The sequence below is a fragment of the uncultured Subdoligranulum sp. genome (assembly GCF_963931595.1).
Taxonomy (GTDB): domain Bacteria; phylum Bacillota; class Clostridia; order Oscillospirales; family Ruminococcaceae; genus Gemmiger.
In genome coordinates this window covers 1041602-1055633 of sequence record NZ_OZ007030.1, presented here as the reverse complement: position 1 = coordinate 1055633, position 14032 = coordinate 1041602, and the positions used below count along the sequence as shown (strand labels likewise).

Below are 14032 nucleotides of genomic sequence, written 5' to 3'. Positions count from 1 at the left end.
GCTCCTTTCTGTTATTTTTTCAAAGCCAGATACAGACGGTCGTACGGCAGCGGCAGGCGCAGCAGTCTTGCCAGGAAGCCGATTTTCCAGCGCGCCAGAGAGAAATCCTTTTTAAGTTCCCTCGGATGGAGCAGATACCATACCAGGTGTTTGGGAGCAGCCAGCGGATAAACGCCGCCATCCTCCACAGACAGGTCACCCAAAAGGGCCAGCTGATCTTTGCCCGGTGCAGCCACGAGCTGCAAAAAAGGTTCTATGGCAAGGCTGGGAGTCAAATCCCACTCTTTCAGCACACTTTGCTGCCATTCGCGAGCGAAAGCAAGTGCTCCCTGCTGCATTTGCAGGATCACCGGTTCTTTTTTCTGGGAAGGATGGATTACCGTAACCCCTTCCTGTGTACGGATATAGCCTGTGGACGGACCGATTTCCTGGGAAATCATCCGTTCCAGAATCGGCTGTCCGGCCCAATACAGACCAGCTTCCCGTCCGCTCAACGAGAGAAACACCTTAGTCTGTTCTTCGGAGAAGCGCATACGAAGTCTTTCATCTTCCGAAAGCTGCAGGCCATACAGACGGATTTTGCACAAAGCTTCAAGGAGCATCTGCGTGGTGCCGCCGCTTCCGATATCTACCAGAATATCTCCCTGCTGCAAGCCGCAGTTTGTAAGATACCCGGATACCGCCTGTACGTCTCCGGAAGGCTGCAGCTCTTCCAAGAACGTACGGATGGTATCTTCCTGGTCCTGCGTTTTCAGATCCAGCTTTTTTTCAGTCCATTCATCTGGACATATGGCGCCGCAATACTCTGCAACTTGACTGCCGGTCAGAATCTGCCTTGGCAAGGCAGAAATCACCAGCTCATATTTCTTTTGGGCCAGCAGGGCCGGGCACAGACTGCGCCGTGACACTTCCAGGTAGAAAGTTTCTTCTTCCGGGTATAAAAGCGCATAGATTTCGCGCGTCAGATACATGTCCCGCGCCAGAAAGAACAGGCGCCCCCCGGTATGTAGCTGCCGGCAGGTATGAATCCATCGGCAAAAGGCCACCAGAAGCGGTCCCAGCACTGAAAATCCCAGTGCGCTGCCTCCATACGGCGTCCCTGACAATCGATTCTGTACAAAAGCCCGCAAGGCTCCGGACACTGCGTCCTGTGCTTTCACCGTTCCCTGCACCGCCTGAGGTGCGGGCAGATGCCATGCTCGGATGCCGGCCAGTGCAGCGCCCAGCACATCCGCACGCCAGCTGTCCCCTACAAACAGGACCTGCCGGCGTTTGAATCCCGTATCCCGGAGGAAGCGCTGGAACAACGCGCCGCTTCGCTTCTGTACGCCATAGGAGCAGGACACAAAGCCTCCGTCCAGCATATCGTATCCGCAGCGTTCCAGCATGGCATGGATCTGTTCCTGCGGAAGATACATATCGGAAATAAAGTAGAGCCTTTTCCCCTTCCCATGCAGAGCCCGTACCGCTTCCAATACGGGACGGTTGGCTATGACAGCCTGCAATTCCCAAGAACATTCCTGCGCCGGATCAAAGCCACACAGCTCGGGCCGGGCATAGATCTCGGCCAGCGTTACTTCCCGTCTTTCTGCTGCGCGCACCTGCGCTTCAGCCTCCACACGTTTGCGGGCAAACGGCAGCCCTCCCTGCAAAAACAAATCCGCAGGTTTTCCCACATCCCGCTTCAAAAGCGTATCAAAAACGTCAAACGCCACCGCTTCATAGGGGGCTGCCAGACGAATGATTGTCTTGGCAATATCCTTCATGACAAATACTTGGTCTCCGGGAAAAAATGCATTCCTTCCCAAAAGCCCTTCCAGATCGTACAAATTCTCGCTCTGCGCTGTCCCCGCGGGTCCTGGATCACCTGCACCGTGTGCCACAGATCCTTTGCCAGCAGCCAGAGCCATCCAATCAGGCCTTCCCGGCGGTACAGCACCACATCATTGCGGTAAAAGTAATGATATCTCTCCCACCGCGTGGGCACATCTGTGGCGATATTGACAGTTCCCGGATTCTGCATCGCATGGACCACACGACTTTCCGGTACAACATAACACAGCTTTTCTCTCGAAATACGCCGCGTGTATTCCCAGTCGTCCGACCAGATAAAGAATTCCGCAATCGGCAAACCGTACCGGCGTACCGACTCAACCGGCAAAAACAGCGAAACAAAACTTGCCATGACCGCTGGAATCTCGGTTTCCTCGTAATCGGGGATATCCCGGTAGGGCGTGGCCCGCTGGCGGTTCATGGGCTGATCGGTGCCATCAGGCGCCAACGCCCGGCTGGACAACCAGCCATAATCGCCCTGGAGGTTTTCGTCCGCTTGCACCAGACATTCCAGGGCCGCTCTTTCCGGGATGGTGTCGTCATCCATCACCCATAACGCGTCATATCCCGCCTCTGCTGCTTCCCTGATTCCATAAGCAAACCCGCCGGCACCGCCCAGGTTCCGTCCCGTATTCCGATAAATCAGGTTTTCCAGCCCCATGGCACTCACAGTATCCGCCGTACCGTCCGTACTGGCGTTGTCAATGACCCAGATTGCCGTCAGAGGCATGGTCTGCTCTTCCAACGCCCGCAGACATTGCTGCAGCAGCGCCACGCGGTTGTAGGTCACGACCACCGCAGCCAAACGCATCGGCTTATTCATGGTTATTGGGGAAGAACTTGCGCTTCAAAAACGCACCGCCCTTGTGCAGCCAGTTTTGGTGTTCCATATATACAACATCCAGTTCTTCATAACTAATGTTATTCGTCATCAGCCAGGCATCCAGCAAACGCTCACTCACAAAGCCGAACACGCGCCGGTCATTGTCGGAATACCCTGTCATATCCAGTTCCCGTTCCAGTTCAAACAGGATGTCAAACAGCCATGTGCAGTAATGGCACAGCAGTTCCCGCTTCATCACGAACATATTGAAATGGTGCCCGTGGGTTTTCGACATATACAAGTCGTACGCAGGAAGATATTCCGGGCATTTGCGCTCAATAATGGAACGGGTAACTGTCAGATCCTGTTTGTGGTGGGCATGAATATACTGGGTATAATTGGTCTCGATAAAATAGTGCCGTTCCTTCGGCAGAACCACGTTGGTGGTGGCCAGAATCGTGCCCAGCTCTTCATGACCGATGACACGCTCTTTTTTGGGGGCAAAGATACACTTCTTGCGGCTTCCGAAATAACGACGGTAATGCACGATTCCAATGTAATCGGAATCAATGTTATGAGCAGCCCAGTACAGGCCCGTCAGTTCGCAGAAATTCGCGTTCCGCTCCGAAATATTTTCGCCGGTATCATCCCCGATATAGCCAATCGCCGGATGAATTGCATGCCCCATCTGTACCGGAAGATACATGGGATCGTCCGGCACCCAATACGGTTTATGCGTGGCAATAATAATGGTCGTTTGCAAAGTGGTCTCCCCGCCTCGTTACAGCAATGTGCGTGTGACCCGGGCACACACACATTTTTCTTTATCCATACATAAGATTTAGTATAACGCGTTTTTATCAGAATACAAGTTACAGAACGGTAACCGCCTTACTCATCGTCTGCTTCCAGTTGTTCCTGTTCCTCCGCCAGCTTTTCCCATTCGTCATAGAGTTCCTGCTGGTGGAAACGTGTATCATCCAGCTCATCGCACTTGTCGCGCAGCAGCAAATGATCCCGCAAAACCTGTGGATCGTTGATTTCATTCTCCAGTTCCACAATATGGGCGCCCAGATCCTCGATTTCCGTCTCCACCGCTTTCAAGCGGGCCCGCACCTCTGCGCGGCGTTTGCGCTGCTCTTTTCCATAGGCCTGGCGCTTGACAGGTTCTGCCGCCTTCTCCTTCTCCGGGACAGGGCCGGCGTTGCGGTTTCTGAACGCTGCAAAATCACGATAGAAGGTAGCCTTGCCATTTTCCAGGTACAGAATCGGGCAACCAAGCGTCTGCATCAGATACCGGTCATGGGTTACCAGCAACAAGGTACCTGTATATGCCGACAGGGCCTGGGTCAAACTTTCCCGCATGTAGATGTCCAGATGGTTGGTGGGCTCATCCAGAAACATAAGATTGGGGCGTTCCAGCGCCAGTTCCGCAAAACGCAGGCGAGCCAGTTCTCCGCCAGACAGCTGTGCACAGTCTTTGAACACATCCTCGCCCCGATATCCGAACCGGGCCAGATGGCTGCGAACTTCCAGCTCTGTAAAACGCGGATACTGATTCCAGATAGCATCAATGACCCGGCCTGCACGGCGCGCCTGTTGCTGGGTAAAGATGCCCGGTTTGGCTCCGCTCCCCATTCGGACCATGCCGCCGGAAGGGCGCCGTTTTCCGTCCAGAACCTGCAGCAGCGTGGATTTGCCTGTGCCGTTCGGTCCTGCAATGATCAGCTTATCACCGCGATGAACCGTGTAATCCAGTCCATCGATCAACGACCGTTCTCCGATCCGAACGGTCAGATTCTTCATGATGACCAATTCGCCATAGGGTTCAATGTCGTACTCGAACCTAAAATTCAGCTCCCACGCTTCCGCGGTGGGTGCATCCACAATTTCCAGTTTTTCCAGCTGCTTCCGGCGGCTCTGGGCCATCTTGGTCGTGGAGGCGCGTACCAGATTGCGGTCGATATACTCCTGCAATTTGGCCGCCTTTTCCACCGCTGCGTCGTGCATTTTCTGCTGACGCTCGTCCGCCGCCTGACGCTGCGGCAGATAGGAAGAATAATTGCCCCGGTAGGTCTGAATGGTTTTGCCCCGCAGTTCCCAGATCTTTGTACAGACTGCGTCAAGGAAATACCGGTCATGGCTGACTACCAGGACCGCCCCCCGGTAGGCCTTAAGATATTCTTCCAGCCAATCCATTGTCTCAATGTCCAGATGGTTGGTGGGCTCGTCCAGAATCAGCAGGTCCGGGCGCTCCAGCAACAGTCTTGCCAGGCGCAGACGCGTCTGTTCACCGCCGGAAAGCACACCTGCCGGTTTTTCCCAGGTTTCGGAAGGGAATCCCATACCGTTGAGGACTTTCTTGATCTGGGTGTCCATCTGGTAAGCATCCATGGCGTCAACCACTGCGTTACAATGATTGATTTCTTCCTGGACCTGCGTATTTTCCGGTTCCTGTGCCAATTTTTTCTGCAGCGTCTCCAGCTTCTGCATGGCTTCCAGGGCCGGCGTAAAGGCCAGACGCATCGTTCCGTACACATCCAGGTTTGGATCCAAGTGGGCGTTCTGCTCCAGATATCCGCAAGTCACGCCATTGCCAAACGCGGCCGTTCCCGCATCCGGCAAGGTTTCCCCGTACAGAATCCGAAGAAGCGTCGTCTTACCCGTTCCGTTGGCGCCAATGATTCCGATCCTGTCGCCGCGCTCCACACTGGCATTGACATTTTCCAGAACTTCATGTTCGCCAAAACTTTTTCCCAATTCTTGCAGTTCCAGCAGCATAACGGTTTTCCCTGTTCCCCTCTTCTCAAAAGATGCCGCTGCCTTGTTTGCAAAGCAGCGGCACTTGGCCCGAGCCGCTTCGCAAGCGTATTCAGGCTTCGTTGCTGTGGCGGCGGTTGCGCACGCCAATATTTTCCAGTTCTTCCGGTTCCATCACGATCTTATACAGTTCCTCATAGGAGTGAACCTCATATTTCGGATGAATATCCGTTTTATTTTCCTCATTTCTGAAATTGACCCAACAGGTATCCAGCCCGGCATTTTGACCGCCCTTGATATCCGCCAGCAGATCATCACCCACCATAAGCACACGGCTTCGATTGCTGATCCCCAGGTCCTTCAGCACATGTTCAAACAGCTTCGCCGCCGGTTTGGCCGCGCCCACTTTTTCGGAAATGTAAATGCCGTCCATGTACCGCTCCACACCGGAATCCCGGATCCGTGCCTGCTGTACGGCCAGCGCACCATTGGAAACGGTTGCCAGCGTCGCCACCTCTCCCAATTCCTCCAAAGCATTCAGCGCTCCGGGAATCAGATCCGCGTGGGTGGCCAGCAGTTCTTCATAGCGGTCATTCATGGCATGGCTTTTGCCATTGTCCGGCAGCTCCATGGCCTGCATAAAGCGCTGGAACCGAATCTGGAACAGTTTTGTCTTGTTGAGTTTTCCCTTGGCCAGGGCATCCCAGAGTTCCCGATTTACCTTGTGATACACCTCATACGCCTGTCCGTCATGGGGCAGTTCATACTCCGCCAGCATATCGGTCACAGCCTGACGCTCTGCCGCATCAAAATCCAGAAGCGTATTATCCACGTCCAGAAGAACACACGTATAAATGGCCATCTTGCTTTCCTTTCCTTACGTTCAAAGGCATTTCGGGTTTACTGCGTTGCTGTTTCCGCTGGCGGCGTGGGCGTCGGGGTGGGCGCTTGTGTGGGCGTCGGCGTAGGAGCCGCGGACACACGCAGTTCAAACACCGCCTCTGCGCCATTGTTGGTGGCACGGATATGGTAGGTTCCCTCCTGATTGGCCGTAAACGTCACCTGATCACCGGTTGCCTTCCAGGAGGTCTCATCACAGGTCCAGTTCACGTCCCCCTGCTTGTTCTGCACGCTGGCGTTCAGCGTGGTGCTGCCGCCCGCGGTGATGGTGCTGGTGCCGCTGATGCTGATGGCAGTCGGATCAGACTGTACGGTCACAGTAATCTGCGCCGTGGAGAAGGTACCGTTGATTTCAATGCCGGCGCGTACCACATAGCTGCCGGCATCCCCCGGCGTAAAGGTGAAGGTACCGCCGTTCTGCTGCAGCTCATCGTTGACGGACCACTGGACATTGCTGTTTTCATAGCTCTTTCCGCCCAGCTTTACGGTAGCCGTGATGGAAAGGCTTTCCCCTTTCTTGATGGTCGTATCGCCACGGTCCAGCGTAAGCTCCACCCGGGCATCATGGAACATCGCCGTTACAGAGATGTCCTTTTTCATGACATCGTAGCGGGTTGCGTCGGTAACACCGTCGCTCCACTTGTAGAAGGTATATCCTTCGGCAGGCACAGCCGTGACGCTAATCTGCTCTCCGGACCCAGCCTGAATTTCCAGGCTGGTCACACCCGTCTTGCCATTGCCCGTCAATGTGCCCCTTGCAGAATTTTCCACAACATAGTTGGCGGTATATTTTGCCGGCGTCGCAGAGGGCGTCGGGGAAGCGCTGCTGGTGGCTTCGCCGGAGGCCTGCGCCGCCCGTTTGGGGATGTCATTGGTGTCCGGGCGTGTGTCATCCGTCTGATAGGCATGCGACTTCACGTACTCCAGCACTGCACTCGCCCCAGCGGCATTCAGGCCACCCGAAGAGGTATCCACATAGCTTTCCTCGGCATAGCCCTTGTCGTTTTTCAGAATTTCGGCAAGGTTGAGATACTTGTATCCCATTTCCTCGCATGCCGCCGCAATGGACTGGTTAAACTGATCGATATAAGTCTGGGTTTGTGCGGCATTCTCGCTGTCCTGCGTAACCGGCGGAATGGCGCAGGCAATCAGATCAGCATAGGAATAGGAGTTTTTGATGTTCTGCATTGCCTGCTTATAGTCATTCATAAACTCGTCGACGGTCACAGATCCATCCACATCATTGCTGCCGATCATAACATATACACGGCGTGCCTTCATTTTGGCAATGGCCTGCGGAATCGTATAGGTGTTGGCATCGTCCTGAAACGCCACACAGCTTTCCTTCAGGAAATTGGAAATTTTCAGATCCTCTTTCCCGGCAAACTGATCCAGTGTAATGCGCCCGTCTTTTTGCAGCGACGTGGCCGTGCGATCCCCCACAAACAGACTGGAAGTGATGTAGGAATCATCAGCAGAATTGTCTGTCAGAATGGCCCCCAAACTGGTATCCAGCGGATAGAGGTTCGAATCATAAGCGTCCTTTCCGCCAATACTCTGGGGAAGAATCCAGGCCACCACAAAACTGGCAATCACAGCCAGTATGCACACAGCCAACACAATACACGCTTTGCGTTGGATAGGACTGAGACCGGACGCGGTATGGGACTTTTTACGGCTCATCGGTAACCGTGACCTCCTTGGATAGAATGTGGGATGCCCTAAGCCATACACCACCTAGTATAAACATAGCCATTATATCATAAAAACCTTGTTTTGAATACAGATTTCTCAAAAATGTAACGGATTACAAAACTATAACAGATAAGGGCCGGCTGAAACAGCCGGCCCTTTTCAAAAAGTTCAGGACAAAAGCATCCGATCGTTCGCAAAATCTCCGTCACTGACCTGCTCAAACCGTTTGAGAAGATCACTCACCTTCAGATTTGCCTTTTCCTCACCGCGCACATCATAAATCACACGGCCCTCGTACATCATGATCAGACGATTCCCGTAACGAATGGCGTCTTTCATATTATGCGTGATCATCAAAGTGGTCAGATGGTTTTCATGCACAATCTTATCCGACAGGCTCAGCACTTTGGCGGCCGTCTTAGGATCCAGTGCCGCCGTATGTTCGTCCAGCAGCAGCAGGCGGGGCTTTTTCAGTGTCGCCATCAAGAGGGTGACCGCCTGCCGCTGGCCGCCGGAGAGCAGTCCCACTTTGCTGGTCATGCGATCCTCCAAGCCCAGTTCCAGGGTCTGCAGCAGCTTGTAATATTCCTCGTGTTCCTTTTTGGTAATCCCCACGCGAAGGGTACGCGCCATACCGCGCCGGGCCGCCAGGGCAAGGTTTTCATCAATGCCCATGGTAGCGGCGGTCCCCATCATCGGGTCCTGGAACACGCGGCCGATGTATTTGGCACGCTGGTGCTCCGAAAGGCGTGTCACATCTTTTCCGTCAATGATGATTTTGCCCATATCGATCGGCCATACGCCCGCCACCGCATTCAGCATGGTGGACTTGCCTGCGCCGTTGCCGCCAATCACCGTCACAAAATCTCCGTCTTCCAGTTTGAGATCCAGGCCGTTCAGGGCCACCTTTTCGTTCACCGTGCCGGCGTTGAAGGTTTTATAAACATTTTTGATTTCAAGCATTGTTTTTTCCTCCCTTCTTGACGCTCGGCTTCGTAAAGTAGCGACTCTTCCAGTACGGCACCGTCAGGAACACTGCCACCACCAGCGCCGTGAGCAATTTGAGGTCGTCGGTGGACAGGCCCAGCCGCAGAACGAAAGTCATAACCATGTAATAGATAATGGCACCGATAATGGCTGCAATCAGTTTCAGGGCAAAATTGCGGAAAATCTTGCTGAAAATGACCTCACCGATGATGACCGCAGCCAGACCAATCACAATGGCACCGCGTCCCATATTGATGTCCGAGAACCCCTGATACTGGGCAAGCAGACCACCGGACAGTGCCACCAGGCCGTTGGAGATCATCAGTCCCAGCACTTTGGCAAAGCTGGTGTTGATGCCCTGTGCACGGGCCATATTCTGGTTGGCGCCGGTTGCGCGGAGCGAACAGCCAAGCTCTGTGCCGAAGAACCAGTACAGGACAGCCACCAGCACCGCGCAGAAGATCACCAGGGTCAGCAATGGATTGTTCAGCGCCTTTTCCCGCACGTACCGCGCCGACACCAGTAGGGAATATTTGTCTACACTGATGGGCAGGTTGGCCTTACCGCCCCCGGTTCCCGTCCCCATGATTCTCAGGTTCACTGAGTAAAGTGCAAGCTGGGTCAGAATACCAGCGAGAATTGCCGGGATGCCGCAGGCTGTATGGAACAGCCCCGTGACAAGTCCCGCCAGCATGCCGGCCAGAGTGGCAGCCACAAGGGCTGCTCCGACCGGCACACCGTTCAGCACCAGAATCACACAGACGGCACCGCCCGTTCCCAGCGAGCCATCCACCGTCAGATCGGCAATATCCAGAACACGATAGGTAATGTATACGCCGATCGCCATAATTCCCCAAATAAGTCCCTGTGCCACAGCACCGGGCATGGAATTCAGCAGCGAAGTCAAAAATTCCATCGGAAATCCATCCTCCATCCAGACATAATTATAAGCACCAAAACAGCGGGGAAAGGGTACGGCCCCTTTTCCCGCTGTCATAATGAATGATTTTACTCAGCGATTGCTTCGTATCCTTCCGGAGGCGTGATGCCCAGTGCCTCACAGTTCGCGGCATTATACTTCTTGGTCACATTGGGCGCATATTCAATGGGCATGGTGGAAATATCCGCGCCCTCCGCCAGGATCTGATAGGCCATCGTACCGGTCTGGTAGCCCAGATCATAGTAGCTGATGGAAAGTGTCGCCACACCGCAGCCCTTGCAGATGCCTTCCTCACCGGCCACCACAGGGACTTTGGCGGGCAGCACCACATTGGCGATTGCTTCAGTGTTGGAAGCAGCCGTATTGTCAGTGGGGATGTAAATCACATCCGAAGCGTCGGCAGCCGTCTGTGCCACCGAGGTGACATCGTTGGTATCGGTAAAGGCATAGCGGGTGACCGTATAGCCGGCATCCGTGAGATACCCCTCAATCACGTCACACTGATATACCGAGTTTGCCTCGGCGCTGCAGTACAGCAGACCGACATTCTTGGCATCCGGGAACAACTCCTGAATCATAGCCGCCTGCTGATCCAGCGGTGCCAGATCCGAAGTGCCGGACACATTGCCGCCCACCGTACCAGTCCAGTCACTGATATCCAGGGCCGTCGCATAGTCCGTTACCGACGTACCCAGAATGGGAATATCCGAAGTTGCCTGGGTGGCGGTCTGCAGCGGAGCCGTAGCATTGGCCAGGATCAGATCCACACCGGACGAAACAAATCCGTTGATGATGGTGGAGCAGTTGGCGGTATCACCGGATGCATTCTGCTCATCAAAGGTTACGTTTCCTTCACCCAGTTTTTCGGTCAAGGCGTCCTTGAAGCCCTGGGTAGCGGCATCCAGCGCGTCATGCTGGACAAGCTGGCAAATGCCGATGGTATAGCTCTGCGCACCGGTTGCTTCGGCCTCCGAAGACGCCGCAACCTCCGACGTGCTGGCAGCCGACTCCGCTTCCGAAGTGCTGCTGGAAGTTGTAGCCGTGCTGCCGCAGCCGGCCAGCCCCATGACCATTGTCGCGGCTGCCAGTAAGGAAACTGCTTTTTTCATTTTTCTTCCTCCAGACAATATCGGTTCAGCGCCCGGTTTTTCTCCGGTATTTCCCTCCGCTTCTCCGATTTAATGCTTTAAAGTATACCACACTTTATCCCGCTAAAGCAACCGTCTATATGCATAAAATTTATGTATGATTTTGCGTCTCTCCTGTGCATACAGTAAATTTTTACAAAAAAGCACAGATGAAACTTCTTTCATCTGTGCCTTTTTACCCGCTTCAACCGCCAAAGCAGGTATTTTCCACTTTCTGCAGCAGCTCCAGAAAACGCTCCGGACCTCTGGCATGACGCAAAGCATCCACCAATGCATGGCGCCCCAACAGATTGACGAGCCGTGCCAGAATCTGCAGATGCAGGCTATCCTGTTCCGGCGGCACCGCGATCATAAACAACAGGTCAACCGGGCGGCCGTCCGGCGCCCCCCAGTCCACGCCATGCCGCAGCGTCAGCGCCGAAATTCCCGGCGCCGAGACGCCTGCATTGATCGCATGGGGCAGTGCAATTCCCTCGCCGATTGCGGTCGTACCGCCAAAATTTTCCCGTTGACACACGGCATTGTAATAGGCGGTACCGTTGGTAATGACGCCGATTCCCTCCTGCAGTTCTACCAAAATACCCAGCGCATCGGCTGCATTGTCAATATTGGCATATAGCAGAATCCCCTTGGGGTCCATCAGTTCGCATACTTTCATGGTTGCTCCCCTTCCGCGGGCACCTCAAACATCCGTCACTTTCCGGATCAGCTGATATAAGTACTCGCCGACCGCACCCTCAGAGCAGGTGCAGGTAGTCACAACATCCGCCGTGGCCTTTACCTCCGCCGGAGCATTGGCCACTGCCACGGCATACCCTGCTGCCTTCATCAGTTCCAGATCATTGTAATAATCTCCGATCACAATGGTCTTCTTCTGGGAGCGGTTCATCAAAGCACACAGATCATGCATACCGGTTGCCTTGCTGACACCGCCCGGCATGATTTCCAGATAAATGTTATTGGTTGCCAGGAAATAATTATCCCGGCCATAGTACTTGGTCTTGGCATACTGTCCCAGCTTGCGGATGGTCTCCGGGTCCGAGGCGAACACCACTTTTACCCAGCCGTCCGGCACACATTCGATCGGGCAGGCAATGCTGCCCAAATGCTCATCCACCTGGTGCGCATGGGTATATTCGTTGGCATGGATCACATACATTTCACCGTTCCCGGCCATGACTTCCACGCCCATGTGCGGGAATTTGGGCAGGATATCCGCAATCGCCGTCGTTGCCTGTTCCCGGTTCAGCGTCGAACGATGCAGCACCGATTCCGTCGAGAAATCATAGAGCAGTGCCCCATTGCAGGAGATGGCTGGCAGAGAAAGCTGAATGCCATCCAGCGCCGCGCGGATCGATTCCGGCGGACGGCCGGTGGCCACCGTAAACAATCCCCCCATCTCAATAAACAGCTGAATAACCGTCTTATTGCAGGCAGGAAGTCCTTCCTTGGCGGTCAGGAGAGTATTATCCATATCACAGATGACCAGATAATCGCTGAGTGCTGATTTCATGCACGGTGTTCCTTTCTAAGCCGATTCAGAAAATCCGTAAAATAAGGGGGAAGCGGCGAATCAAATTGAATCCATTCTCCTGTAGACGGATGGACAAAGCCCAACTCTTTGGCGTGCAGACACTGTCCCTGCAGACTCTTGATGCAATTGCGCGGTCCGTACACTGCATCCCCCGCAAGGGGATGCCCGATGGACGCCATATGTACACGGATCTGATGGGTGCGCCCTGTTTTCAGTTTGCAGGCAATATAGGTGAAGTTGCCGAACCTCTCCAGGACACGCCAGCCTGTATAGGCATATCTTGCTCCGGTGGCATTTTCAGGCACCACTGCCATCTTCTTACGGTCCCGGGGATCCCGGCCCAGCCAGGTTTCCACAAAGCCCTCGTCCTCTTTGAGATTGCCGTACACAATCGCATGATAAACGCGGTGGATACTGTGCACGCTCAGCTGGCTGCTCAATGCCTGATGGGCCGCATCATTTTTGGCCACCACCAGCAAACCGCTGGTATCCTTGTCAATGCGGTGCACGATGCCCGGGCGTATGGCACCGCCTATCCCGGACAACTGGCCGGCGCAGTGATACAACAGCGCGTTGACCAGCGTACCATCCGGATTTCCCGGCGCAGGATGCACCACCATGCCCTTGGGCTTATTGACCACCACCAGGTCAGCATCCTCGTACACGATGGACAGCGGAATATCCTGGGGAACCGCCTCAATGGGCTGCGGGTCCGGCAGCTGAACCCGGTATACGGAACCCGGACACACTTTGTCCTTTTTGTTGACAGGCTGTCCGTCCCTTGTGACCAGATTCTGCTCCATCAGGCCCTGCAAAGCACTGCGGGACACTCCCTCGCATTGCCCTGCCAGCCAGGCGTCAAGACGTCCTGCCGCCTGCGGCCCTGCCGTGATCTCAATCGGTTCCATCTGCTGCTCCGTCCTGCTGTTTTGCTTCCTTCTCCCGTTTTTCATTGCGGAAGGAGTCATAGAGAACCCAGGCCATCAGCAAAATCACACCCGTGGTGATGCAGATATCGGCAAAATTGAAAACGGCAAAGTTCACAAACAGAACATTGATATAATCCACCACGACCCCATTGAAAAAGCGGTCGATCAGATTCCCGATGCCGCCGCCCAGAATCAGCGTCCAGGAAATTCGCTCCCACGGCCCCATTTTACGGAACAGCAGTACCAGAAGAACGCACACCAGCATGATGGAAGTCATGCCGATCAGCAAGGTCTGTTTGCCCGCCAACATGGAAAATGCCATTCCGTCATTGAGATAGTACCGCAATTCCAGAATGCCAGGCATCACAGTGATTGCCCCCATAGGCTTCAGCACCGCTGTGGCCCACTGTTTGATCAGTTGATCCGCCACCACGAGCACCGCAGCAGCCAACACAGAGAAAAAGGAAATAAGCATCGGAAACC

The 14032-nt window shown here is 54.4% G+C and carries 13 protein-coding genes; all 13 read right to left on the bottom strand.

Annotated elements, in window-relative coordinates; translation table 11 throughout:
• Positions 1–11: 11 nt before the first annotated feature.
• On the bottom strand, positions 12–1829 hold the full coding sequence (locus tag ABGT73_RS04915) for an HAD family hydrolase (protein ID WP_346668699.1): 1818 nt from the start codon (positions 1827–1829) through the stop codon (positions 12–14).
• Positions 1763–2644: a glycosyltransferase gene (locus tag ABGT73_RS04910; RefSeq protein ID WP_346668698.1), complete on the bottom strand. Its 882-nt coding sequence runs from the start codon at positions 2642–2644 to the stop codon at positions 1763–1765. The genes ABGT73_RS04915 and ABGT73_RS04910 overlap by 67 nt, the downstream gene beginning before the upstream one ends.
• Before the next feature lie 4 nt (positions 2645–2648).
• Positions 2649–3419: a DUF4422 domain-containing protein gene (locus ABGT73_RS04905; RefSeq protein ID WP_346668697.1), complete on the bottom strand. Its 771-nt coding sequence runs from the start codon at positions 3417–3419 to the stop codon at positions 2649–2651.
• A gap of 128 nt (positions 3420–3547) precedes the next feature.
• Positions 3548–5437 carry an ABC-F family ATP-binding cassette domain-containing protein gene (locus ABGT73_RS04900; RefSeq protein WP_346668696.1) on the bottom strand — a complete coding sequence of 630 codons (1890 nt, stop codon included), beginning with the start codon at positions 5435–5437 and terminating at the stop codon, positions 3548–3550.
• A gap of 91 nt (positions 5438–5528) precedes the next feature.
• Positions 5529–6278, bottom strand: coding sequence for a YjjG family noncanonical pyrimidine nucleotidase (locus ABGT73_RS04895; protein ID WP_346668695.1), 750 nt, complete (start codon positions 6276–6278; stop codon positions 5529–5531).
• A 38-nt stretch (positions 6279–6316) separates the two neighbouring features.
• Positions 6317–7927 (bottom strand): GDSL-type esterase/lipase family protein, encoded by a 1611-nt coding sequence (locus tag ABGT73_RS04890; protein WP_346670310.1) that lies wholly within the window; start codon positions 7925–7927, stop codon positions 6317–6319.
• Between the two features lie 252 nt (positions 7928–8179).
• Entirely contained in the window at positions 8180–8974 is a 795-nt protein-coding gene (locus tag ABGT73_RS04885) for an ABC transporter ATP-binding protein (RefSeq protein WP_346668694.1), read from the bottom strand.
• Positions 8967–9914 (bottom strand): ABC transporter permease subunit, encoded by a 948-nt coding sequence (locus ABGT73_RS04880; protein WP_346668693.1) that lies wholly within the window; start codon positions 9912–9914, stop codon positions 8967–8969. Before ABGT73_RS04880 ends, ABGT73_RS04885 begins: the two co-directional genes overlap by 8 nt.
• Positions 9915–10006: 92 nt before the next feature.
• Positions 10007–11047 carry an ABC transporter substrate-binding protein gene (locus tag ABGT73_RS04875; protein ID WP_346668692.1) on the bottom strand — a complete coding sequence of 347 codons (1041 nt, stop codon included), beginning with the start codon at positions 11045–11047 and terminating at the stop codon, positions 10007–10009.
• A gap of 223 nt (positions 11048–11270) precedes the next feature.
• Complete coding sequence (locus ABGT73_RS04870; protein WP_346668691.1) at positions 11271–11744, bottom strand: PTS sugar transporter subunit IIA; 474 nt, start codon at positions 11742–11744, stop codon at positions 11271–11273.
• 24 nt (positions 11745–11768) lie between these two features.
• Complete coding sequence (locus tag ABGT73_RS04865; RefSeq protein WP_346668690.1) at positions 11769–12599, bottom strand: HAD family hydrolase; 831 nt, start codon at positions 12597–12599, stop codon at positions 11769–11771.
• On the bottom strand, positions 12596–13528 hold the full coding sequence (locus ABGT73_RS04860; RefSeq protein ID WP_346668689.1) for an RluA family pseudouridine synthase: 933 nt from the start codon (positions 13526–13528) through the stop codon (positions 12596–12598). Before ABGT73_RS04860 ends, ABGT73_RS04865 begins: the two co-directional genes overlap by 4 nt.
• Positions 13515–14024, bottom strand: coding sequence for a signal peptidase II (gene lspA, locus ABGT73_RS04855; protein WP_346668688.1), 510 nt, complete (start codon positions 14022–14024; stop codon positions 13515–13517). Before lspA ends, ABGT73_RS04860 begins: the two co-directional genes overlap by 14 nt.
• Positions 14025–14032 lie beyond the last annotated feature (8 nt).